The organism is Kribbella sp. VKM Ac-2569 (assembly GCF_004216905.1).
GTDB lineage: Bacteria > Actinomycetota > Actinomycetes > Propionibacteriales > Kribbellaceae > Kribbella.
This window is the reverse complement of sequence record NZ_SGXJ01000001.1, coordinates 1,369,089-1,392,266: the sequence shown is the minus strand read 5'-3', so window position 1 is coordinate 1,392,266 and position 23,178 is coordinate 1,369,089. Positions and strand designations below refer to the sequence as shown.

General features: G+C 65.4%; 17 protein-coding genes. 8 read left to right on the top strand and 9 right to left on the bottom strand.

Translation table 11 applies throughout. The features are described 5' to 3' along the window. The first annotated feature begins 63 nt into the window (after positions 1-63). The 3 genes from EV649_RS06455 (at position 64) to EV649_RS06445 (ending at position 2,870) form a co-directional block, all read left to right on the top strand. A complete protein-coding gene (locus tag EV649_RS06455) occupies positions 64-1,137 on the top strand; it encodes a LacI family DNA-binding transcriptional regulator (RefSeq protein WP_130381437.1) in 1,074 nt (357 codons plus the stop codon). A 162-nt stretch (positions 1,138-1,299) separates the two neighbouring features. Then, positions 1,300-2,100 (top strand): inositol monophosphatase family protein, encoded by an 801-nt coding sequence (locus tag EV649_RS06450; protein ID WP_157996189.1) that lies wholly within the window; start codon positions 1,300-1,302, stop codon positions 2,098-2,100. After that, positions 2,097-2,870, top strand: coding sequence for a glycerophosphodiester phosphodiesterase family protein (locus EV649_RS06445; protein ID WP_130381433.1), 774 nt, complete (start codon positions 2,097-2,099; stop codon positions 2,868-2,870). Before EV649_RS06450 ends, EV649_RS06445 begins: the two co-directional genes overlap by 4 nt. Positions 2,871-3,225: 355 nt before the next feature. On the opposite strand, the gene EV649_RS06440 is transcribed toward EV649_RS06445, so the two are convergent. Continuing rightward, a complete protein-coding gene (locus tag EV649_RS06440; protein WP_130381431.1) occupies positions 3,226-6,318 on the bottom strand; it encodes a glycoside hydrolase family 38 C-terminal domain-containing protein in 3,093 nt (1,030 codons plus the stop codon). Positions 6,319-6,463: 145 nt separating this feature from the next. Here EV649_RS06440 and EV649_RS06435 point away from each other — a divergent pair, with 145 nt between their 5' ends. Together EV649_RS06435 and EV649_RS06430 are read left to right on the top strand one after the other, a co-directional pair. After that, positions 6,464-7,384: an ROK family protein gene (locus EV649_RS06435; protein WP_130381429.1), complete on the top strand. Its 921-nt coding sequence runs from the start codon at positions 6,464-6,466 to the stop codon at positions 7,382-7,384. 5 nt (positions 7,385-7,389) lie between these two features. Further along, positions 7,390-8,409 (top strand): LacI family DNA-binding transcriptional regulator, encoded by a 1,020-nt coding sequence (locus EV649_RS06430; protein WP_130381427.1) that lies wholly within the window; start codon positions 7,390-7,392, stop codon positions 8,407-8,409. A 10-nt stretch (positions 8,410-8,419) separates the two neighbouring features. On the opposite strand, the gene EV649_RS06425 is transcribed toward EV649_RS06430, so the two are convergent. The 4 genes from EV649_RS06425 to EV649_RS06410 form a co-directional block, all read right to left on the bottom strand. Then, positions 8,420-9,622 carry a glycoside hydrolase family 76 protein gene (locus tag EV649_RS06425; protein ID WP_130381425.1) on the bottom strand — a complete coding sequence of 401 codons (1,203 nt, stop codon included), beginning with the start codon at positions 9,620-9,622 and terminating at the stop codon, positions 8,420-8,422. A 65-nt stretch (positions 9,623-9,687) separates the two neighbouring features. Beyond that, on the bottom strand, positions 9,688-10,491 hold the full coding sequence (locus EV649_RS06420) for a carbohydrate ABC transporter permease (RefSeq protein WP_241997791.1): 804 nt from the start codon (positions 10,489-10,491) through the stop codon (positions 9,688-9,690). Between the two features lie 86 nt (positions 10,492-10,577). Next, positions 10,578-11,528 (bottom strand): sugar ABC transporter permease, encoded by a 951-nt coding sequence (locus tag EV649_RS06415; protein ID WP_130381421.1) that lies wholly within the window; start codon positions 11,526-11,528, stop codon positions 10,578-10,580. Positions 11,529-11,532: 4 nt separating this feature from the next. Next, positions 11,533-12,891, bottom strand: a complete 1,359-nt coding sequence (locus EV649_RS06410) for an extracellular solute-binding protein (RefSeq protein WP_130381420.1) — start codon at positions 12,889-12,891, stop codon at positions 11,533-11,535. 76 nt (positions 12,892-12,967) lie between these two features. Between EV649_RS06410 and EV649_RS06405 the strand changes: the two genes are divergently transcribed. From EV649_RS06405 to EV649_RS06395, 3 genes are all read left to right on the top strand, one after another. After that, positions 12,968-14,755, top strand: coding sequence for a class I mannose-6-phosphate isomerase (locus tag EV649_RS06405; RefSeq protein ID WP_130381418.1), 1,788 nt, complete (start codon positions 12,968-12,970; stop codon positions 14,753-14,755). 109 nt (positions 14,756-14,864) lie between these two features. After that, positions 14,865-15,887: a LacI family DNA-binding transcriptional regulator gene (locus EV649_RS06400; protein WP_241997789.1), complete on the top strand. Its 1,023-nt coding sequence runs from the start codon at positions 14,865-14,867 to the stop codon at positions 15,885-15,887. A gap of 346 nt (positions 15,888-16,233) precedes the next feature. Continuing rightward, positions 16,234-16,836: an endonuclease/exonuclease/phosphatase family protein gene (locus tag EV649_RS06395; RefSeq protein WP_241997787.1), complete on the top strand. Its 603-nt coding sequence runs from the start codon at positions 16,234-16,236 to the stop codon at positions 16,834-16,836. Positions 16,837-17,211: 375 nt separating this feature from the next. Here the strand turns inward: EV649_RS06395 and EV649_RS06385 are convergent, their stop codons facing one another. The 4 genes from EV649_RS06385 to EV649_RS06370 form a co-directional block, all read right to left on the bottom strand. Continuing rightward, entirely contained in the window at positions 17,212-18,264 is a 1,053-nt protein-coding gene (locus tag EV649_RS06385; RefSeq protein WP_130381414.1) for a site-specific integrase, read from the bottom strand. Positions 18,265-18,993: 729 nt separating this feature from the next. Then, positions 18,994-20,022, bottom strand: a complete 1,029-nt coding sequence (locus EV649_RS06380) for a formylglycine-generating enzyme family protein (RefSeq protein ID WP_130381412.1) — start codon at positions 20,020-20,022, stop codon at positions 18,994-18,996. After that, the gene (locus EV649_RS06375) at positions 20,019-21,680 is read right to left on the bottom strand and encodes a sulfatase (protein WP_130381410.1); all 1,662 of its coding nucleotides are present in this window, start codon (positions 21,678-21,680) and stop codon (positions 20,019-20,021) included. Before EV649_RS06375 ends, EV649_RS06380 begins: the two co-directional genes overlap by 4 nt. Further along, positions 21,677-23,176, bottom strand: a complete 1,500-nt coding sequence (locus EV649_RS06370; RefSeq protein WP_130381408.1) for a sulfatase — start codon at positions 23,174-23,176, stop codon at positions 21,677-21,679. Before EV649_RS06370 ends, EV649_RS06375 begins: the two co-directional genes overlap by 4 nt. Between the last annotated feature and the right edge of the window lie 2 nt (positions 23,177-23,178).

The window sequence follows — 23,178 nt, the reverse complement described above, 5'->3', positions numbered from 1 at the left end:
ACAGAAGGGACTTCCGCATGACGTCCGCAGCTCTTGAGTGTGAACAGGTCGGGGGCCGATAACATGAGTCCCATGCCCAGCAGCGCCGATTCGCCGGACGGCGTTTCCCCGAGCGGCGGTTCTCAGGGGGACCCTCAGAAGGCGAGCACGATCCGAGACGTCGCCTTGGCGGCTGGGGTATCGAAGTCGACGGCGTCCCGGGCATTGCTGGGGCAGCCAGGGGTCAGCCGGGCGAACCTCGAAAAGGTGCAGCGGGCAATTGAGCAGCTCGACTTCGTTCCGAACCAGATTGCCCGCAGCCTGTCCGTGCCGTCGCCGGCAACGCTGGGTCTCTTCCTGCGAAGCGCGGAGTACCCGTTCTACGGCCACCTCGCCAAAGGGTTCGCCGCTGAGGCCGGCGTACGCGGCTACGAGGTGTTGTCCGTGTCCTCGTTCGATCAGCCGGACGACGCCAACTACCAGTCGCTGATGGTTCTCGCCGGTCTTCGGGCAGCAGGAATCGTTGTTGCCTCGCCGGTTGTCGACCCGTTGACGATACGTCGGGTCGCAGCACGGGTCCCGCTGGTGCTCGTGGGTCAGATGGGCCAGGCATCCAACCCCGACGTACCGTTCGTTGCCCCAGACCCCGACGACGGGGTCGTGCTCATCGAGCATGTCGCCGCTCTCGGACACACGTCCGTGGCCCTGACCGCAGTCTCGCCTGAACATTCTCCGACGCAGTGGGTCCGGATCCAACGGATGCGCAGCCACCTCGAAGACCGAGGCATCCGCAACCGCATCGTCACCATCGGACCCGAGACGAACTTCGTCGACCTGGTCTCCGAACTGCACAAGGCGGCTGTGACCGCGGTGCTGTGCAACAACGATTTCGCCGCGCTTGATGTGCTGGCCGCCGCCGCGCACCTCGGGCTTTCGGTTCCCGGCGATCTATCGGTCGCGGGCTTCGACGGGCTCCCGCCGTTTGACCATGTGGCGGTCGGGCTCACGACCTTTCGCGTCCCGACAGCCGGCCTGGCGGCCGCGGCAGTGGATCTCGTGCACAAGCTGATCCGGGACGAGGAAGTGGAACGCGGCGGCGTGTTCATTCCTGGTGAACTGCTCATCAGCCGCACAACGGGACCGGCGCCCGCACGCTAGCCCCGTTCGCGATGCGTGCTGGCATGTAACTGTCCAGCGCTGAGTACATGTCCAAGCCTGACAGCGCAATCCCGCGGTGCTCGCCGGTGTGGTGACCACCGGTCTGCTTCGCCATCCCCGCAACAAGTCCGCACGATCAACTATGCGAAAACGGTAGCCGACTTGACGAACTTCGACACCCAACACCTCCTGGACATCGCCCGAAGCAGCGCCCAACGGGCCGGCCAGCTGGCCGCCGAGATGCGCGCTGATGGAATCAGCGTCGAGTCGACGAAATCGAATCGGCTGGACATCGTCACCCAGGCAGACACCGCCGTCGAGTCGCTGATCCGGAAGGGCCTCGCGGTCGCCCGCCCCGACGACGGATTTCTCGGCGAGGAGGGCGACCCGAGTGATGGAACCTCCGGAATTACCTGGGTCGTCGACCCGATCGACGGGACGGTGAACTATCTGTACGGATCGCCGTACTACGCGGTCTCGATCGCCGCAACGATCCTCGAGCCTGACGGCCGCCGCCGTACATTGGCCGGCTGCGTCTTCGCACCCGAACTCGACGCCGAGTACACCGCGACCACCGATCAGCCTGCCCTCCTCAACGGACGCGAACTGTACGTCGATGACCAAGTCACCCTCGACAACGCCCTGGTCGCGACCGGCTTCCCCTATGACCACGGCAGGCGAGACCGAGTCCTTGCCGCCATGTCAGGGCTCGCACCGAAGATTCGCGACTTCAGGCTCAACGGCGCCGCCTCTCTGGAGATCTGCGCAGTCGCCGACGGGCGGCTCAACGCCGTCTTCCTCTGGGACCTTCCCATCTGGGACTACGCGGCAGCCGCACTCATCGCCACCCGCGCCGGCGCCCGAGTCCAAGGTGGGAGGGACTCACCACGAACACCCCTCCTCCTGGCCGCCCATCCGCTGCTCGCAGACACGATCACGCCGCATCTCAAGGAGATATCTTGACCACACCACGGACCTTCGTCCTCGCCGGGCATCGCGGAAACATGGCTGCTGCGCCGGAGAACACGCTGCTCTCATTCGCAAGTGCGGAAAGCGTCGGCGTCGACGAGATCGAACTCGACGTTCAGCTCACACGAGATGATGCCCTGGTCGTCATCCATGACCGCACTGTCGAACGCACCGCCGCCACCTCGACGCCCCATCTGCGAACGCCAATCGAGGACCTGACACTCGAACAGATCCGCAGTATCGACCTGGGCCAGAGCCAGCGGATCCCAACGCTGGATGAGGTACTCGACTCCACGACCGCCTTGCTCCGGGTCGAGATCAAGGCGCTCGCCGCGGCACGGCCCCTTGCCGCCTTGCTGAGTCAGCGCCCTGAGCACGATCAAGCACGATGCATCGTGACCAGCTTCAGCTCGCTCTCACTCGCCGACTTCGTCGCGGCAAACCCGGGCCTGCAGCGAGGAGTTGGGCTGCATGTTCCAAACACAGACAGCAACTGGCGCGATGAGGTCAACAGAATCGGCGCGTCCACAGTCCTGATGCCCTTCCGCGAACTGACCCGCGACCTCGTCGACGAGATCCACCAAGACGGGCTCCGCGTAGAAGCGTCCTTGATCGAAGGACCCGCCGATGTCCGCACGATCCTCGAACTCGACGTCGACGCATCTGCCTCAAACGCACCCGGCTACGCCCGCGACCTCCTCACAGCATCGGACGAGTTCACCACACGCTTTCCGTCGTTCGTGCAACCGGCCACGATCATGTAATGGCAACTCGCTAGCTCGGAGTGCCCGCGCGCTGCCCCGGCAATCGTCGAAGCCTCGCGCGTGAACGGGCCCACCAGATGCCAGGCGGGCAGTCGCGCCATTCCACCAGGGGCGTAGCCCGTGTGGTGAGCAGCTGCCGGTTGTCTCGCAGCACGTCCTCGGCCTGCGGGTTGTTTTGCCGGAGAGTCACGATCGCCAGTCGTAGGGCAGCAGCTGGACGCAGCTCATCCCGTCGCGCACCGGATGCCGGTTCTCCGAGTCGGTCATGTTCGCTAGGAGGAAGTCACCAGGTCGTCACTATCTCTCGCCCGAGGGCACGCCAGGCGCCATCGATGTTGTCTGTGTGGGCAGGCGGTCACCGTGTCAGTGCCAGCGCGGCTGTGCCCCGCGGGGCCAATGAGATGGCAGCCGAATTGTCTGGCATCGACGGCAACTGCTGGAGGCGTTCGCCCAGGTAGGTAGCCGAGAACGCGTTCGTCCAGTCGAAGGACGGACGGATCCTGCAGTCGATCCGCTCGTCGGCGAATGACTGTAGCCGGACCAGGACGGTTCGGTCGTCCGGCGAGGTCAGACCGACAACGCGGACCCGGGGGTCGTTGAGTTCCAGCAGCGGTTGGGTCGCCGCTGCCGCCCCGGGCTGGCCAGTGCACCGTACTGCGCGCAGCGGACGGCTGCCTGTCGCGGCAAGTCTCATTCCGTGGGTGGCTGGATCGGTCCCGGACGCAGCCGGATCGAAGGCGATGCTGTAGCGGAACTCCTGGTCGAAGGCCTGCTCGCTCGGGAAATTGGTGTCCCAGATGTTGTTGTGCACCCAGGAGTAGATGGTCCCTGGCTCATCGATCGTCATCGAGGACGGATAAGGAACGTAAGGAATGCTGATGCGGGCCAGTTGGACCAGGGCCGCATCGTGCGTGGCCCAAGCGATCGTTCCGTGGGCGTCGTCGAGGGCGGCCCACCGCCGTACAGCTCGCATATGCGTCGCGGATCCGGGAACCACCGGCAGGTCGCTTCCCAGCATGCCCCCGGTTGTCTCGGTACGAACTCTCGGGTTGTCGGTGTTGAACGGGAAGGCGAAGTAGGCGCTTTCCTTGACCAGCGTGGCCGGCTTCACGATGCGGTTCACGATGTCCACGCGGGCGATTCCTCGCGGCAGCGTGATCGTGGTTCGCAGCTTGCTGGTGCCGGCTGGTACGCATTCGTAGGAGATCGTTTCGCCGACAGCCGTGGACTCGCGGCCGAGCAGCGCCGCCGGTGGTGCTTCCCATCGACCTGCCAGGAGGTGCATCGATTCGTCGGCGACTGTCTTGCTCGACTGATGGTTGAATCCGCCCGCCGTCGCGTACTGGTCATAGATGTAGCTGTTGAACCCGAAGGCAGACGTCTCCGAGACCAGCTCCCGGCCGGTGGCCTTGTCCCGGATGGAACTGATGCAGGCGCGTGCGAGGTCGATTCGGACGACGAGAAACTCGTTCTCCAGAACCTTGGAGGTCGCTTCGTAGTCGGTCGAGACCTGTGCCTGCTCAGCCGCTCGCCGCACGTCGAGCCGGACCGTGCTCATCGCGGGAATGTCGGGAACGACGCACTCCACGAAGCGACCGGCCGACCGATGTAATGGGTTGGTCTGGGGCCGTTCGACGAAGGGGATCGCCTCCGCGTTGCGACTGTCGACGATCTGGACTTGCTCGTCGAGGTGGACCACGCTGTCGGGCAGGAAGATCTCTACTCGGTCGGTCCGGGCCCAGCTCGTGGTGTTCACCACCGCATAGGTGGCGAGCGCGTCCGCAGTCGCGGGCATGCGCTCGGACAACTTGGCGCACGCGCGCTCGAGAAGCAGGTTGGCTTGATCGTAGGCTTCGACGGCTTGGCTGTACTTCCAGATCCATTGACGTTCGCCGGACTGGTGCGCCTGGCAACCGTGCGTCCAGGGGTCGCCGGCTCCCCAGGTGTGCTCGTTGAACAGCGAGATCCTGCGGTACACCGGACCGGCGTACTCCGTGTCGTCCTGGACGTCGTCCGCGCCGAGGATTCCGCTCAGGGTGCTGACTGTCTGGGCATCGGCGAGCGTCGACTGGGCATCCCGGTTCAGCGCCATCGGAACCACGCCGGCGCCGACTCCGTCGACCCACCAGTCGGTCCAGTCGCCTTCGAACGTCTCCAACGCACCGCCGATCCGCTCCTCGGCATCGTGGAAGAAGTCCTCGTGCCGAGACAGCCGCATCCGGGGATAGGCCCAGGTCTCGTTCCATTGCCGTACGGTCTCCGCGGCCACGTGACGAGGCGGCCCGTTGTCCGCGAAGGTGCCCAGTACCCGCAGGTGCAGGATGTCCCACGGGTAGGGCTCGCGGTCGAACTGCGCATCGAGAATCGGGAACCCGGGGATCCCCTTGCCCGCATGCGGGTACGGATTGGCGGCCAGCGAGGTGAGGTAGGCGGGGAGCAGTTCGTCCACTTGTGCGTACGACTCGTCGAAACCGATGATCGAACCTTCCATGTAGGCAAGGCCGTGGGGTGTGTCGGTCCGCCATACCAGCACGCTGCGGCCGTCCGACGCACGCCAACGGAAGAGCCGGGGCAGGTTGGCTCCGCCGACCAGGTGCGGTACCGCGCGTCCGGCCCAGTTGTGAGCGACTGAAAGGTACTTGATGCCGTTCGCAACAAGCACATCCGGCAGTCCGACCACCTGGCCCGGGACATCTGTCTGCATCGCGGTGACGATCGGCAGGTCGTACCGCGCGCTCACATCACGTGCGGACCGGAGGAGTTCATGCAGTTCGTCGGTCGAGCAAGTCTCTGTGTGCAGGTTGAACGGCAGCGCGGTGAGTTCCAGCCGTCCTTCTCGGACGCGGCGGACAAAGTCTTCGACCTGGCGCGGGGTCCGGGAGGCAGCCCACTGCTCGAAGGACGACAGGCCTTCGACGGACCACCGGAACTGAGCCTCCTCCGGCCAGTCGTCGGTCGCCCGTGCCAGCTCGAGGCAGGCGTCGAGGTACGACCTCCCCTCGGCCAGGACTGTGCCTTGGGGGTCGGTGTAGCCGATGTCGAGATGGGAGTGCTGCACGAGATGGAGCGTCCACCGTCGCTGCGGCCGGATGCGCACGGTGAACTCCGTGTCCGGATCGATCTCGGGGAACGCGACCAGGACGGTTGTGTCCTCGTCGACCGCCGGGAGCAGCAGCCTCACGGTCCCGGCCGGCGCGGCTTCGACGCTGCACGGCAGGCTGGTCCCGCCTTCGGTCCGTACGGTGACGGCATCAGGCCTCAGACTGCCTGGAGTCTCGACGCGGACCGCCTGCAGTAGACCGCCGGAGGTCGCGGCGCGAAACAGCGGTTCCAGCCAGAAGCGGATCGATCCGCCGTTGCTGTCCCGAGCCGTCTCGGCTGTGCGGTCTGTCAAGCCGTCCCGGGCGATCGTGCTGTCCCACCAGGACGATCGAGTTGAGCCTCTCATGGCGTGAAGGTACCGCTAACTTGATCTGCGCCACAACGTTCCGCAGCGCTCGATTGCCGAATACGCTTGTAATCAACGCTCTTGACGTCCGAAGTGTGAGAATCCACAGTAAGGTACCGGTACCACCAAGTCCTGGATTGTGGCGATGACAGCTGACAAGAATCTGAGCAGGGCCGGCTTGTACGGCGCCCTGGACATCGGCGGCACCCATGTGACCGGGGCGTTGGTCGAGTTCGGTGACCACCGCCCCGTCGTTCGGGAGATGGTGAGGACCTCTCTTCGCGCGGATGGCCCCGCCGAACATCTGCTGTCGGCCATCGCGTCGTGCGCCGACTCCCTTGCCTGCCCTGCTGGGCTGGATTGGGGAGTCGCGGTCCCGGGACCGTTCGATCATGCTCGCGGCGTGGCGCTGTACGAGTCCGTCGGCAAGTTCGACTCACTGCGAGGTGTCGCGGTGGGAGAAGAACTGCGTGCGCGTATCCGGGCGTGGCCCAGTACGCTCACGTTCGTGAACGACGCTGAAGCCTTCCTGTTGGGCGAGTGGAGTGACGGAGCAGCGTCCGGGCATCGCCGCGCGATCGGCATCACGCTGGGCACCGGTGTCGGAAGTGCGTTCCTTGCCGACGGTGAGATCGTCGCGGACGGTCCTCTGGTGCCACCGCAGGGTTGCGTGGATCTGCTGTCCTACGATCGGCGTCCGCTGGAGGAGACCGTCAGCCGACGAGCCATCATGCGTGCTTACCGGGACCGTACCGGCGTCGCGCTGGATGTTCACGACATCGCGGCGCGCGCCCGCGGCGGCGAGCCTGTGGCAAGGACGATTCTCGATCACGCCTTCCACGCGCTCGGCAGGGCACTGGAGCCATGGCTGCTCCGTTTCGCGCCGACGACCGTCGTCGTCGGTGGTTCGATGATCGGTTCGTGGGATCTCGTCGAGCCTGCGATCTGGTCCGGGCTCAGTGGGCCGTGCGCGACCCCGGGGGTGCTGGCTCGTGCCGCGCACCCGGCCAGTGCGGCGTTGGTCGGTGCCGTCCACGAGTTGCGCCGTACCGAAGGCCTAGGCTGATTCCCATGCCCCGCCGACGATCCGCGGACAGTTCGGTCCCCACCATGCGCGACGTCGCGTCGCTCGCGAAGGTCAGTCCGATGACTGTTTCCCGCGTTCTGCAGGACCACCCGACGGTGTCGGCGGAGAATCGCGAACGCGTTCTGGCGGCGGTCAAGGAGCTTGGATATCGCCGCAACGATGTAGCGCGGGTGCTGAGCCAGGGACGTCGGCTGGGCGCCGTGGGGCTGAGTGTCACCAGTCTCGCCAACCCGTTCTACGCCCGCCTTGCGCTGGGCATCGAATCGGTCATCACGCAACATGGCATCAGATTGATGGTGACGAGCAGCAACGAGGACCCCGAGAGTGAGCGTGAGGCGGTGCGTGACTTCGTCTCGCGGCAGGTCGACGCCATTGTCGTCGTACCGTCGGGGACGAACCACTCCTACCTGGCTGCGGACGTGCCGCAGCACATACCGGTCACGATGGTGGCTCGGCCACCGTCGGGCGTTGACGCGGACTGTGTGCTTGTCGACGACTTCGGTGGTGCGTACGAGGCAACTCGACAGATGGTCCTGCGCGGCCGGACGCGGGTGGCGTTCGTGGGGAACCCGCCATCGGTGTACACCGGCTCGGAACGCTTTCGGGGGTACTGCGCCGCGCTCGAATCCTTCGGCTTGCCGGTGCGCGACAGCTACGTCAAGCGCGCCCGCGACCCTTCGTCCGCAGAACAGGCAACGGTGCGGCTTCTCGCGCTGCGAGAACCGCCCGATGCCATCTTCTGTACGACGAACCGCAACACGCTCGGTGCCTATCGCGCAGTGCATCGGGCCTCGGCGTCCGTCGCACTGGCCGGATTCGACGACTTCGAACTGTCCGACATGCTCAGCGTGCCGACGCTCATCGTCGACTACGACGCCGACGAGCTGGGGCGCCGCGCTGCCCAGCTTCTCCTGGATCGGCTTCGACCGGGCGAGCACGGCTATCAGGGCCCCATGCGGCGAGTCGTCGTACCTACCACCATCGCCGAGTACGGTTTTGCCTGATGATCAACAGTCAGGCGGCGTGCTTGTAGTCGCTCGGGCGCCATGCCAGCAGCGAGAAGATCTGGATTGCTGCCGACTGGTGCAGTGTCTGAGGACGCAGTGCCGGATCCGGTGCACCACCACCAGAACCTTGGAATCGGAAGAGCCCGGTGTCCTGATCGCGGTTCGACCGCCAGATGCGATCGGCGTACTCGGTGATGACGTCGCGATAGGTCAATGAGGGCTTGACCGACTCCAGTAGCACAAGGTTCGCGAACAGGATCGCGTTGAAGATGGCCGGCTGGTTGTAGAGGCGGTCGCTCTGGGTCCAGTGGGCCATGGCACCTTCGGCGTCCTGCGCCGCCCTGACCAGATGGGCCTCCTGCTTCGTCGATCGGTACAGCAGGGCCGCCGCACCGATCATCGAACCGGAATTGTAGGTCCACAGCGTCTCTTCGACGGTCTCGTCGAATCGGATACCGTTCGCGTACAGGCCTGGCCCGCGGCTCAGGGCAGCCCGGACCCAGTTGTAGGTACGAAGCGCCCAGTCCAGATAGCGCTGCTCTCCTGTCTCCTCGTAGAGGTGCGCGGCGAGTTCCGATGCGAGACTGGTGACGTTGGCGGCACCCCGGTAAGGGTTCCAGGATGCGTCGACCCAGTGCATACCTCCTGGGATCGGCCGGTTGGGGTCGGTGTCCCAGGCCTCGGCGACGAAGTCGAACACCCGCCCGGCCTGCGTCAGCATGCGTCGGTCACCGGACAGCCGGTAGCGGCGGACGAACTCGAGGCCGATGACGGCGTTGTCGTCGTAGAACGGGTCACCTCTGGTGCCCAGAGGTTCCGGCGGGTAGGAGTCGTAGGCGCCTCGCTCGCTGTCCCAGTACAGCGCGAGAGCTTGGAACCGACGGTTCACATCGTCGTCGTACGTCGCTCCGGCCGGCGGGAGCTGGTTCACGTCGATGGTCGCCGCGGTGGCTTCGCGGAGCGGCCAGACGTAGGAAAACGGGTTCTCTCCTGGCTGCGTGGGGTGGTTCTCCTTGTACAGGCCACTGTCCGGCAGGTACAGGTACCGCTGGAGTGCGGCGTAGCTGGCCCGTGCACGGCTGTCCCACTGAGTCTTGCCGGGAGCGGCGGCGGCCAATCCGGTTGTCGTCGGCAACAGTGCGGACAGTCCGAGTCCGCCGAGGCCGATGGTGAATGCACGGCGCGACAGCGCAGTACGGTCAGAATGCATGGTCTCGCTCCTTCGGGAAGGGGGATCCCAGAGGCTTGCGTCTGGGCGGTGGGGGTGAGGGCGTACTACGTCTTCGAGCCGGACAGCGCGATGCCTTCGACGATCTGCCGTTGGGCGATCACGAAGAGAATCAGCAGGGGAGCGGCGGCAAGGGTCGCCGCGGCCATCAGCGCGGTCCAGTCGCTCGAGTAGGTTCCCTTGAACTGGTTGACGATCAGCGGCAGCGTGAAATTGCTGTCGGAGTTGAGGAAGATGAGCGGGTAGAAGAAGCTGTTCCACTGGCCGAGGAACGTGAAGATGCCCAAGGCCACCATCGGTGTGCGCAGGAGCGGAAGGACGATGGTCAGGAAGATCCGCACCCTGCTGGCTCCGTCGATGGCCGCGGCTTCCTCCAGCTCGATCGGGATCCCGCGAACGTACTGTCTCAGGAGGAAGACGCCGAACGCGTTGAACAACGCCGCCGGCACGATCAGGGCCAGGTGTGTGTCGACCCATCTGAGCCAGCCCAGAATGATGTACAGCGGAATCACCGTCAACTGCACGGGCACCATCAGGGTCGCAAGGAACACCATGAACAGCGGACCTCGCCCGGTGAACTTGATCCGGGCGAAGGAATAGGCCGCCATGGCCGAGGTGAAGACCGACACGACGACGACGATCACGGCGATGTACAGACTGTTGAGGAAGCCCCGGAGGAAGTCGGCAGCTTCGAGGGCGTCGCGGTAGTTCTGCGGCTGCCAGACCTGCGGGAACAACTTCGGCGGTTGGACGAAGATCTCGTCCAACGGCTTGAACGAACTCAGCACCATCCAGGCGAAGGGCAGCGCCATGACGACAGCTCCGGCCAGGAGCAGGAGATGTAGCACCACCCGCTGCCAGCGAAGCCGAGGTCGTCGGGACGGCGGGTCGGGCCGAGCGGCCGTGGCGGCTCTGTTGTCGTCCAGCTGTGAGGTGGTCATTCTGTGTAGTGCACCCATCTCTTCTGGGCCAGGAGTTGCAGGCCGGTGAGGGCTAGCAGAGCGACGAACAAGAGGACAGCAATGGCTGAACCGAGTCCGAAGTTGAACTCGACGAAGGCCTTCTGGTAGATCTCGTACACCACGGTGCGAGATGCCGACGGCGCGTTCGAGCCCATGAAGACGTAGATGTAGTCGAAGATCTGGAACGACCCGATGATCGACGTGATCGACAGGAACAGAATGGTCGGCGACAACAGCGGGATCGTGATCCGCCGCATCTTCTGCCACTCCGAGGCGCCGTCGATGTCGGCGGCCTCGAGCAGTGTTCTGGGAACGTTCTCCAGACCGGCCAGCATGATGACCACCTGGTAGCCGAGGCCCTGCCAGATACCGACGAGCGCGAAGGCCGGAATCACGAAACGCGCGTCCTGAAGCCAGTCCGGAGCCGGCAGCCCGACGCGCCGGAGCAGCGAGTTGAGCGGGCTGATCTCCGGATTGAACAGCCACAGCCAGATGGCAGCCACCGCCACCGTCGAGGTCACGACCGGCGCGAAGTAGAACGTCCTGTAGAAGGACCTGTGCTTCACCTTCTGCATCATGTACGCGACGGCGAACGCCGAGACCATCGTCGCGGGCACCGACACCACGGTGTACCAGACGGTGTTTTTCGCGGATGTCCGCAGCTGCGGATCCCTGAGTACGGCGGTGAAGTTGGACAAGCCGGCCCAGGACCGTGTGCCGAAGCCGTCCCAGTGCGACAGGCTGAGTATGAGGGCGAAGATCAGCGGCCCGAGCATGAACGCGAGCAGGCCGATCAGTTGAGGCGCCAGGAAGAGATACCCGGCGACGTTGTCCCGGCGTTGTCCCAGCTTCGCCCGCGCTCGCGCCGCCTCGTCGAGTCTCGGCTGAGCCGTCCCTCGCGCCCGATGTCGCGTCGCGGTGGTCACCGCATCACCCGTTCAGCAGATTCGCGAGCTTCGTGCTGAACGACTTGGGCGATTCCTTCTTGGACTTCAGCAGCGTGTCCATCTGCAAGGGAAAGTCGGTGTTCTTCTTCGCATCACGCGCCATCGCGTTCGGCAGGGCGTAGCCGTTCTTCGCGATGTCGATGAACCACTTGCCGTGGGGCGGGTCGTTGTTCTCGGTGACGATCTCCTCGAGTCCGGACAGGACCGGCACGGCGTTACCTCCACCCGCCAGGCGGGCCTTCACACCGTCCGGGCTGACGTAGTACCCGGCGAATGCTCGTGCCGCGTCCGCGTTGCTCGCCTTGGCGTTGACCGCCATCGCCGCGGTGTACACGGCCACGGGTCCGACCGTCTTGCCGTCCTCGGAGGGGTAGGGCGCGATGTCGTACTCGACTTTGCCCTTGAGCTTCTTCAGGTTGGGCAACAACCAACGCCCATAGCCGGGAACCGTTGCGAGCTGGCCACCATAGAACAGGGCATCGACGCCTTGCCCTTTCGGCAGCGAGCCGCCGTACGCGATGGTGCCCGAGCCCATCTGATCGAACAACCACTCGATCGCCTGCTGAGCTTTCGGGTCGGTGTCGAAGATCGCCTTGCCCGCGTCGTCGAACGCTTTGCCGCCGAGTGAAGTCACCCAGCTGAAGAGCTGTCCCCAACTGGCTTCGAACACCATGCCGCGCCTGCCGGTCGCCTTGACCTTGGCGAGCAGGTCGGTGACCGCGTCGAGGTTCCACGCGCCGGCCTCGAAGGCGCTCGCAGGATCCTGTGTCACACCGGCGTCCGACAGCAGCTTCTTGTTGAACCAGAACACGGATGGATTGCAGTCGACAGGCAGGCCGTACACTCCCTTGCCGTCGGCCCCTTTCGCCCAGGCCACCAGTCCGGGGAAGAAGTCGTCGAACTTGACCGGTGCGTCAGCCGACGTCAGGTACGGCTCCAGGTCCATCACCTGTTTGGTGTCGACGAACTTGTTCAGCCAGGCCGGGTCGGCGTAGAAGGCGTCCGGCGCCTTGCCGCCCTGCAATTGGGTGAGCATCTTGGCGAGGTAGTCGCCGGTGACGGTCTGATAGGTCGTTTTGACCTTGGTCTTCTCCTGATAGTCGGAGGAGAACTTCTTCAGCAGACCGACCTCGCCCGGTGTCGCGACCCAACTGGCCCAGGTCACCGAACCGCTGCCCTTGCCGCCGCCCCCGCCCCCGCCGGCGGGGGCGCCGCTGCTTCCTCCGGCGCATGCCGACAGCAACGTGCTGGACGCTGCCACGCCGAGACTCGCGAGGGCTGCCGAGTTCAGAAAGCTACGCCGCGACACCGTTCGTTCAACGGAGTTCTTCGGGTTCTTCATACGTTTCTCCTCCACGGGGCCGTAGATCTGGTAACGTTATCAGCCTTGTTCGATGAGGGGAATAGGGAGTTCGGGGATGATCGTTGGGCCGTCGCATCGTTACGACAAGCAGCCGGCTGTCCGGGTTGAAGGGCATCAGGTCTTCGACGGCGCCGCGGCCTGGGCGGAGGTCGACCGGCATGCTCGCAACGGCGGGCGACGGACGCCGTTGATCGTCGTCGACACCTATCCCGGCACGGATCTGGTGGAACTCACGGCGGCCGTTCATGGCGCCCTGCCCGAGTATGTCGTGATCAACGTCGAGGATGCTGCTGCCAAGCCCATCGACGACATCGACGCGCTGATCAGGGCCAACCTGACCAACGATCGAGTGTTCGGCGTGATCAGCCACCACAGCCTCGAGGAGTTCTACGAGACGGACCGGCTGGCAGGCCTCGCGGACCGGGTGCTGGAGTCCACGCAGCCGACCGTGCTGATCGGCTGGGGCGCCGCGCTCGTGCCCTTGCATCGGTCGACCCGCGTCCTGGCGGATCTGGCGCGGTGGGAGATCCAGCAACGGCAACGGCGTGGCGCACCGAACTGGAGATGCAACAACGGCGACGAGGACAACCTCCGCAAGGTCAAGCGGGGCTTCTTCGTGGAGTGGCGGATCGCGGACCGGCACAAGCGCTCGCTGTTCCCGTCCATCGACTATGTCCTTGATACGAACAGGTCTGCACGCGACGCCAAGCTGATCTCGGCGGACGCTTTCAGAGCGGGTATGGCCGCGGCCGTGAGCACGCCCTTTCGGGTGGTGCCGTTCTTCGACCCGGGCGTCTGGGGCGGTCGTTGGATGCAGCAGGCCTTCGACCTCGATCCCGACGTCGAGAACTATGCGTGGTGTTTCGACTGTGTCCCGGAGGAGAACAGCATCCTGCTCGACTTCGGCGGCGACATCGTCGAGTTGCCTTCCATCGATGTGGTTTTCACGCAACCTCGGAATCTGCTCGGTGAGCTGGTCTACGCGCGCTTCGGCGCCGAGTTCCCGATCCGGTTCGACTTCCTCGACACTGTTGGCGGCGGCAACCTGTCGCTACAGGTCCATCCGTTGACCGACTACATCAACGACACCTTCGGTATGCACTACACCCAGGACGAGAGCTACTACCTGCTCGACGCGGCCGAGGATGCCGTTGTCTATCTCGGCCTGAAGACGGGGACAGATCCGGCCGAGATGGTCAAGGCGCTGGAATCGGCTTCGCGCGGCGAGTCGACGTTCCCCGTCGAGCAGTTCGTGAACGCCTTCCCGGCGAAGAAGCACGATCATTTCTCGATCCCGGCCGGGACCGTGCACTGCTCCGGCGCGAACTCCATGGTCCTGGAGATCTCGGCGACGCCGTACCTGTTCACCTTCAAGATGTGGGACTGGGGCCGGGTGGGCCTGGACGGAGTCCCACGACCTGTTCACCTCGATCATGCCCGACGCAACATCCAGTGGAACCGCGACACCGAATGGACCCGGGAGAATCTCGTCGGTCAGGTAGAGCGACTGGCCGCCGGACCTGGATGGGTGGAGGAACGAACCGGTTTGCACAGCTTTGAATTCATCGAGGTACGTCGCCACTGGTTCACCGAGGCTGTCGATCACGACACCTGCGGCACCGTCAACGTGCTCAACCTCGTCGAAGGACCGGAAGCAGTTGTCGAGAGCCCCACCGGTGCCTTCGGGCCCTTCGTGGTCCATTACGCGGAGACGTTCATCGTCCCCGCCGGCGTGGGCCCGTACCGCATCCGCCCTCACGGTGCCGGCATCGGAAAGCGGCTGGGAACTGTGAAGGCATCCGTCCGCGGCACGGAGACGAACCGTGGAAAGAGTTCGACTTGATACTGTGAGCGAAAGGTCCGACATCTGGTGGCCGAGGTGGTGACACTGGATTGCGCTGGTCAGGAGTGCGTTGGTGAACTCGGGTCCTGAGAGGAATGTTGTTCCGACCGTGCGCGAGGTCGCCGAGCTCGCCGGGGTCAGCCCGATGACGGTCTCCCGGACATTGTCCGGCGGAAAGTACGTACGTCCCGAGGTACAGCAGCGGGTGATGGATGCTGTTGCCACCTTGGGCTACCACCGCAACGAGAACGCCCGCAGTATCCGGCCCGGGCACCGATCGGACCTCATCGGTGTTGCCATCACCAACCTGGCAAACCCCTACTACGGCAATTTCGCGTTAGGTGTCGAGGAGGTGGCCGCTCAGCACGGCCGCCGAATGCTCCTGGGGAACACGGGCGAGCAGGTCGCCAGGGAGAAGCAGCTCGTCCAGGACTTCGTCGGACGGCAGGTAGAAGGGCTGATCGTCGTACCGACCGGCGCTGCAGCCGATCACCTCAGACCCGCACGCCTGGGAGACATCCCCTTGGTTCTCGCGTCGCGAACCGTGCGCGGGCTGAAGGCCGACACCGTCCTCATCGACGACATCAGCGGAGCCTATGAGAGCACGAAGCGGATCCTGGAAGCCGGGCACACCAGAGTCGCGTTTCTGGGCAACGTCATCTCCGTTGCCACCGCGAGCCGGCGCTACGAAGGGTTCTGCCAGGCGCTCTCCGAGTTCGGCCTCGAGCCGGATCCAGAGCTCATCATGCGAGGTCAGCAGGACGCGGCCGACGCGCAGAAGGCCATGGAGGCCCTGCTGGATCTCGCGGATCCGCCCACGGCCGTGTTCAGCACGAACAACCGCAACACCATCGGAGCGCTGGAAGCCATCGGCCAGCGTCGCCTGCGGTCTGCAGCCCCGCCGCCACCCACCCTCATAGCCTTCGACGACGTAGAACTCGCTCACCTCATGCAGGTACCTCTCCTCGTTGTCTCCCATGATCCGAAAGAGCTCGGCGCTCAAGCTGCACGCATGCTGTTCGAAAGACTCGACGGCGCCAAGATCACCAAGAAGCCGCGACGCGTCGAACTCCCCGTCGTCGTCGGAGACATCCTGGGCGCGCCCGCACCCAACCGCCGGGCAGCGCGGTGAACTGGTCCTGGCACAGCGACCAGCGCCGACGATGAGCTGTACGAGTCAGCGGCGTACTGGCGCGCCGTGCCACCGACCATGGCTAAATGGGCCCCGATCACCGGCGCACCGGCTGCAGCCACCGGACGCCTCGCCAGGTTCAACCAGCTAGGGTGCCCGTCATGCGAATCGTCTCCCTGAATGCGTGGGGCGGTGCGATGTTCGACCAGCTCGCCCCCTGGCTCACGACGGTCGACGCAGACGTTCTTTGCCTGCAAGAAGTCACCCGTACGCCGGGCACCTCCGGCTGGACGCGCTTCGAAGAGGCGAGCGATCCCTCCCACAACGTGCGAACCTCTTCCAGGACGTGCGATCACTGCGACTCACCGATCAGAGCGTCATGGTCGTCAGCAACGCAGGCCCGGTCGCCGACGAGTCCGGTGTACGGCGACGCCAGGACTTTGGCATCGCCACCTTCGTCACCGAGGACGTGCCGGTGGTCGGCGTACAGACCGCGTTCGTGCACGGCGAATACGTCGATCATGACGACTGGGCGATCGAGGTGCGCCCAAGAGCGGCCTTGGCGGTCAGTGTCATCGACGGGCCTCGCCGCGTGACAGTCGTCCAGCTCCACGGCCTCCGCGACCCAGCCGGCAAGCATGACACGCCAGCCCGACGTACCCAGGCCGAACGCCTCGCCGACCTGATCGAACGAGCCCGCTCTCAAGGCGATCTCACCGTGGTTGGCGGCGACCTCAATCTCCTGCCGGACAGCGAAACCTTCGCCGTACTGGCCAAACTCGGGCTGACCGACCTGGTCGGCACGGCCGACACTCGCACGTCGGCGTACGAGAAACCCGGCCGCCACGCCAATTATCTCCTGGTCTCCGACCCGGCAGCCGTCAAGAGCTTCACGATCGTTGCCCAGCCAGAGGTTTCCGACCACCGGCCACTGCTTCTCGAGATCTGACTTCCAGTCGACGTTGCTGTCCATGCGGGCCGGGTAGCGGAGTCAACCGCTGGACGATGAACGACGTGCACCGCGGGCTTGTCGGTGGCCTGTTGAGCGGCTCTGGTTCACCGGGTTACTGGTCGCCGGATGAGGGTCTTGGACGGCGGGTGGTCATTGAACGGGCTGCGGGGCCCTGGCTGGCGCGATCGTCGAAATCGTGACGAGCTGACAGGACCTCGCCTGCGTGTTGCACGGACCATTCGGCGATGGCGCTGGTCAACCGGCCGGCCTCGATCCCGAGCTCGGAGAGTCCGTACTCCACGCGCGGCGGAACGGTGGGGTAGACGCTGCGCTTCACGAGTCCGTCCCGTTCCAGCGCCCGGAGGGTTTGGGTCAGCATCTTCTGCGTGATCCCGTCGAGGAGTCGCCGAAGCTCGCTGAACCGCATCGGTCGGTCATGTCGGCGAAGGGCCCCGAGGATGTACAGAGCCCACTTGTTGGCGAGCATCTCAACCACCGTGCGCCACTGTGGGTGTCGGCGAAGATGGGGTTGTCGAGGCGGATGCCTGCGGCGTGGCGGGCGCGGAGTACGGCCAGGGCCCAGTTCGGGAGGTGGAGGAGGCGTACGCCGGCTCTTGACTTCGTGCTCTTGCGGATCAGACCTTCGCCTCTGACCCGGACGATGGTGTGGGTGATCCCGACGGTGCCGGCTTCGAGGTCGACTTGGGACCAGAGGACGGCGAGGGATTCGCCGATGCGGACGCCGGTGCCGAGCATGAACGCGACCAGGTCGGGGAGGTCGGCTTCGGCGGCGCGTTCGTCGGCGGCGAGGCTTCTTCTGAGCAGGTTGACTTCGTCGTTGCTCAGGGCTCGTGGAGGGCTCTTCGGCTGGGCCTCGATGGTCTCGATCTCGCGGATCGGGTTGACCGTGATGGCGCCGTAGCGGACGGCGAGCTTCATCATCCCGGACAAGACGGCGCGGCAGGTCTTCGCTCTTGGGGCGCCGGCGCGTTGCTTGATCTGCGCGACGACGGTGTCGATGCGGGGGGTGGTGGCTTCGCCGATGCGGAGTTCGCCCAGGGCGGGGCGGATGTGGTTCTTGATCGCGCCTTGGTAGTTGTCGATCGTGGTGGGTGAGCGCCTGCCGTCTTTGACCCATTCCTTGAACTTCTCCTCGAACAGGTCGATGAGGTCGTTCATCTTGTGCATCGCGGTCAGTTCGCCGGCGTGGTGGCCTGTCTTCGAGCGGTCCTGAAGCTTCTTCAGTAGGGCGCGCTCGGCGGCGGTCTTGGTCTTGCCGTAGGCGGAGACCGGTCGGACGTGGCCGTCGTGGTCGCGGAATCTGGCTTGTGACTTGTGCTTGACGGCGCGGCCTTTGTCGTCGGTCTGCACGACCCAGGTCGATATCGCACCCCAGGTTCCGATGGGCAGTGGTGCTCTCGGCATGTCAGGCCTCCAACCGGTACGACGGTTGGCTGCTCAACGCTTGTCGGCTTGGAGAATCCGAGAAGTCGGCAACGATGCGAAGCGATGTGATGTGACGCACAGTCACGATCAGATGAAGCCCGCAAGGAAGAGCTGGGGTGAGTGCCGACGGGTCAGATCGGTGCGGAGATCCGGGGAAAGTGGTGCGTAAGTGGTGCGCGACGGGCACAAAGAAACCCAGGGCACCTTGCTTGGTGACCTGGGCTTTTGTGCGCCGCCAGGGACTCGAACCCCGAACCCGCTGAATTCCAGCTGAGACTGAATCATCAGTTGTCAACGATGCTCGGGATCCCTTACAGGTAAAGGATTCCGAGGCTTCTTGTTGCACGTAAGTTCTCATCGGCAACCATCCTCACGCGATGATTGAGGTGCGTAAAGAGGTGTGTTGAGTCGCTGGATGGCGGCGCCGGCGACGGCGCCCATGATGCGTCTCTCGGTGATCGTCGCGGCTGCTGACGTCGTCAGCCTGCTCCCAATTGGGGCAAGCTGCAGTTGACCGTCGTTTCGCCTTCACGCTCATGCCGACGCCCGCGCCCACCTGCGGCCCGACGTCGAGTTGCCCCACCTGCGCAGTGCGCGCCGCTGGCTGCTCGACATGATCCACGCCGGGCGCTCTGGCGACTAGTTGTTCTGGTTGTGGCGAGGCGGGGTCCCGGAAGGCAGTGGCTGGCTGACCGAGACACTCGCCGATCACGTGGCATCTGCGGCGGGGAACCGCAGCGAGACTGTGCGGAAGCCGGTGTTGCCCATGGAGGAGTCAGGGGTGTTGGCGGTTCTGGCCGCGTTGCGGTAGCGGTTGCAGTAGGAGTCGTGGCAGAGGTAGGAGCCGCCTCGCATCACTCGGGTGGTGCCGAATCGTGGGCCTTGTGGGTTGGTGACTGTGCCTTGTCGGGCGTCCAGTTCGTAGGTGCGTGGGCTGAACCAGTCCTTGCACCATTCCCAGACGTTGCCGACTGTCTGCCAGAGACCGTGCGCATTGGGCGCGTAGGTTCGTACCGGAGCGGTGGTGAGATAGCCGTCGGACAGGTCGTTGGCCGTCGGGAATCTGCCTTGCCAGATGTTGCACCGCCAGGCGTCGGTGTGCGGGTCGAGAGGTTCGTCGCCCCAGGGGTAGCGGCGTCCTTCGAGGCCGCCACGTGCGGCGTACTCCCACTCGGCTTCGGCGGGGAGGCGGCGTCCGGCCCACTCGCAGTAGGCGGTGGCGTCGTTCCAGCTGATGTGGACGACGGGGTGATCGTCGCGCCCTTCGAGGTCGGAGCGGCTGCCGCCCGGGTGTCGCCAGTCCGCGCCGCGGACTCCGAGCCACCAGGGACTGCCGGGGGCCGCGCGCATGATGTCCTTCGGGGGTGCCTCGACCGCGAGATGGAAGACCGCCGAGAAGCCGAAGCGCTCGGCCTCTGTCAGGTAGCCGGTGTCGTCCGCGAAGCGCGCGAAGTCCGTGTTTGTGACGCTGGTCGCATCGATGGAGAACGCGGACACTTCGACCTGGTGGACCGGGGCTTCGCCGTCACCGGGGAATCCGTCTCCGAACCCGTCGCCCATCAGGTAGTCGCCTGCCGGGACCAAGGATTGCTCGATCCGGTGACGGTCGGTTCCGATGCTTGAGGCAACCTTCCGGCCGGCCAAGGGCAGCCCGCTGCGGTCGGCGCCGAGGTCTGTCGGAGATGGGGCGCAGCAGGAGTGCGCGGGCTCCGCGGACGGCGGGTCGGTCGGCGTCATGGTGTGGTCCGAGGGATCTCGACGAGTGAGCTCGGCGCGTAGCCGAGGCGCCAGGCGCGGATCCATCGGGGACCCTCGGTGCCGGCTTTCAGTGGATCCGTGTAGATGTGCCAGGTCTGCCCGTCGAGTTCGGGATCGCCGGTGATGGTCTCCTGGAGCGTGAGTTCCCGATGCGGGGCCGGGTCGTCGCGACTCCACCCGATCAGGGCGCCCGGCGTCGAACAGGAAACGGTCACGGTCTCGTCCGGAGTGATCGTGCAGACGGGATCTGCGGTGACCTGCCAGGTGCCGCCGGGCCTCCAGGTCTCGATCAGGAGGTCCTCGTCGACGGTGCCGAGGTCTCCCACCCGCGCGAGCCAGTCGTCCAACGCCGCCTCGAGTCTGTGCAGGGTGTCGGCATACCGAGGGTCGGCGGCCAGATCGGTCGTCTCGTGGGGATCTGCTTGTACGTCGTACAGCTCGTGGCGGGGCTTTCGCTCGGCGGTTACTCGGCGCTGCAGTGTGGACAAGGCGTCGGGTGCTTGGCCGGCGGCGCGCTGGCGTGCCTCGTCGTTGACGGCTCGGCGCAGTTCTTTCCACGTCGGGAACTGGTCCGCGTAGTGCTGGTACTGGAACGGAGACCGGTCCGGGTGCCGGTGCCGGACGTAACGGAAACGTGCGTCCCGGACGGTACGCGACGAGTCGCGCTGCTCGTCCATCCGGTCGCGGCCGCCGAAGGTGTACTCGCCTTGGATGAGATTGGTGCCCGCTGCGTCGAACAGGGCCGAGAACTGCGCGTGTGCAGGGACGTCGAGTCCAGCCATCCGCAGCATCGACGGAGCCAGGTCCGCGAGGTGTACGACGTCGTCGCGGACCTGGCCGGCGGCGATGCGTGCCGGCCAGCGGACGATGACCGGAACGCGAAGACCCGCCTCGGTGGCCCAGCGCTTCGCTCGTGGGAAGCCTGCGCCATGGTCGCTCCAGAAGACGACGATGGTGTTGTCGGCGAGACCGTCGTCTTCGAGCTCGGCCAGCAACCGCCCGACCGAGGCGTCCATGACCGAGATCAGATCGTGGTACCGAGCCCAGGCCGTCGCGAACACGTCGTTGTGGAGGTGGTACGGCGGGACGGGCGTCGAGCCGGGGTCGTGCCGGTGCTCGTCGGGGAGCTCGCGAGTCACTTCGGCGAACCGCGCGTCGTCGACGTACAACTGCGATTCGTGCGTCGTCATACCGTGGAACATCGCGAAGAACGGCGTCTCGCTGGACGGGCGGTTGCGCCAGTGTGCCGTCGCCGAGCAGTCGTCGAACGCCGTACCCGGCACCGGTACCTGGAAATCGGTGAACACGTTGTTGGTCGCGTAGTAGCCGGCCATCCGGAAGGACTCGCTCAGCAAGCGGACCTCAGGGGGTGGCACTGCCTTGGACCGCATGTTGTGCGTGCCAATGGAGGTCGGGAAGCAGCCGGTCATGAGCGATGACCGTGACGGTGCGCAGACGGGTGTCGTCGCGAACGCCTGGTCGAAGCGGACGCCGGCGGCGGCGAGCGCGTCGAGGTTCGGTGTTCGCGCGACCTCGGCACCAGGCCAGACGCCGGTGTAGCACCCGAGGTGGGGGTTGATGTCGTGGGTCGAGATCCACAGGATGTTGGGCGGTGCGGCCGGGGTCGTGCCGGTCACTTCCGGCCGCCCGGGACGACGGGGTTCATGGCCGAGCTGCCCGTGAACCGTGCGAGCACGGAGGCCCGCTCGTCCTGTGCCGGCTGGTCGTTCGTCGCGGGCTCGTCGCCGACCGCGGCCTGCGCGGCGTACAGCTTGATCTTGAGCTCCTCGCGGATCTGCGCGTACGCGGGATCGTCGTAGACGTTGCGCAGTTCGTGAGGATCGGTGTCGAGGTCGAAGAGCTCCCACTCGGGCGGGTACTCGAAGACGCCGCTGCCCGGAAGTCCGTAGCCGGTGTTGTAGTAGTAGATCAGCTTGTAGCGGGCATCGCGGTAGCCGTAGTGCGCCGGCGCCTTGTGGAACCAGTCGTCGTTCTCCCAGTATCGGTAGTACATGCCTTCCGCGGGTGGCGATGTCGGCTCACCGACGAGATCTCCCCAGAAGCTGCGTCCCTGCATCCGCTCGTGGGGCACGACGCCGGCGGCTTCCAGGAAGGTACGGGCGAAGTCCACATTCGTGACGATGCCGTCGTGCGTACTCTCGGCGGCGATCGCTCGTGGATAGCTCATGATCAACGGCATTCGCAGCGATTCCTCGTACATGAACCGCTTGTCGAACCATCCGTGGTCGCCGAGGAAGAAGCCCTGGTCGGACGAGTACACCATCAGCGTGTCGTCGAGCTCGCCGCGTTCGCGTAGCCAGTCCGTGAGCCGGCCGACGTTGTCGTCGATCGAGGCCACACAGCGCAGGTAGTCCTCCATGTAGCGCTGGTACTTCCACAACGCCAGTTCCTCGTAGCTGAGGCCGCTCGGTGGTTCGGCCTTCAGGTCCTCGCTGTTGATGTAGTCGGCGATCCGCATCAGCGCGCGGCGAGCCGAGGCCGATCGGGTGCTGTAGTCGTCCCAGAACGTCCCGGGTACCGGAATCGGGTCGGAATACATGTCCGCGTGCTTCTCGTCCGGCTCCCACGGACGGTGCGGTGCCTTGTGCCAGACCAGCAGACACCACGGGGCGTCATCGTCGAGCCCTTCCACCCAACGCATCGCGAGGTCGGTGATGACGTCGGTGGCGTATCCCGGCTCGCGGCGTACGCCGTCCGCGGACAGGAACCGCGGGTCGAAGTACTCGCCCTGGTTGATCAGCACGTCCCAGTAGTCGAAGTGCTGCGGATTCGACGCCGCTTCCTCACCCATGTGCCACTTGCCGACGATGCCGGTGCGGTAGCCCGCGGCCTGCAGCTGGGAGACGAAGGTGGGCTGGGAGGCGTCGATCGGCGTCCACAGCGTGGAGACGCCGTTGATGTGGCTGTACGTGCCGGTGAGGATCGACGCCCGGCTGGGGGAGCACAGCGAGTTCGTGACGAAGCAGTTGTTCAGCCGTACGCCGCGGGCGGCGATCTCGTCGATGTACGGCGTCTCGTTCACCACGGATCCGTAGGCGCCGATCGAATGTGCGGCGTGATCGTCGGTGAGTACGAAGACGATGTTCGGTCGGCGGGCACTGGAATCGGGCATGG

What these genes read in the sequence shown, in the direction of transcription:
- EV649_RS06455 (WP_130381437.1), top strand. Translation starts at nt 64, where the DNA reads ATGAGTCCCATGCCCAGCAGCGCCGATTCGCCGGACGGCGTTTCCCCG.
- EV649_RS06440 (WP_130381431.1), bottom strand. Translation starts at nt 6,318, where the DNA reads ATGAGAGGCTCAACTCGATCGTCCTGGTGGGACAGCACGATCGCCCGG.
- EV649_RS06435 (WP_130381429.1), top strand. Translation starts at nt 6,464, where the DNA reads ATGACAGCTGACAAGAATCTGAGCAGGGCCGGCTTGTACGGCGCCCTG.
- EV649_RS06430 (WP_130381427.1), top strand. Translation starts at nt 7,390, where the DNA reads ATGCCCCGCCGACGATCCGCGGACAGTTCGGTCCCCACCATGCGCGAC.
- EV649_RS06425 (WP_130381425.1), bottom strand. Translation starts at nt 9,622, where the DNA reads ATGCATTCTGACCGTACTGCGCTGTCGCGCCGTGCATTCACCATCGGC.
- EV649_RS06410 (WP_130381420.1), bottom strand. Translation starts at nt 12,891, where the DNA reads ATGAAGAACCCGAAGAACTCCGTTGAACGAACGGTGTCGCGGCGTAGC.
- EV649_RS06405 (WP_130381418.1), top strand. Translation starts at nt 12,968, where the DNA reads ATGATCGTTGGGCCGTCGCATCGTTACGACAAGCAGCCGGCTGTCCGG.
- EV649_RS06385 (WP_130381414.1), bottom strand. Translation starts at nt 18,264, where the DNA reads ATGCCGAGAGCACCACTGCCCATCGGAACCTGGGGTGCGATATCGACC.
- EV649_RS06380 (WP_130381412.1), bottom strand. Translation starts at nt 20,022, where the DNA reads ATGACGCCGACCGACCCGCCGTCCGCGGAGCCCGCGCACTCCTGCTGC.
- EV649_RS06370 (WP_130381408.1), bottom strand. Translation starts at nt 23,176, where the DNA reads ATGCCCGATTCCAGTGCCCGCCGACCGAACATCGTCTTCGTACTCACC.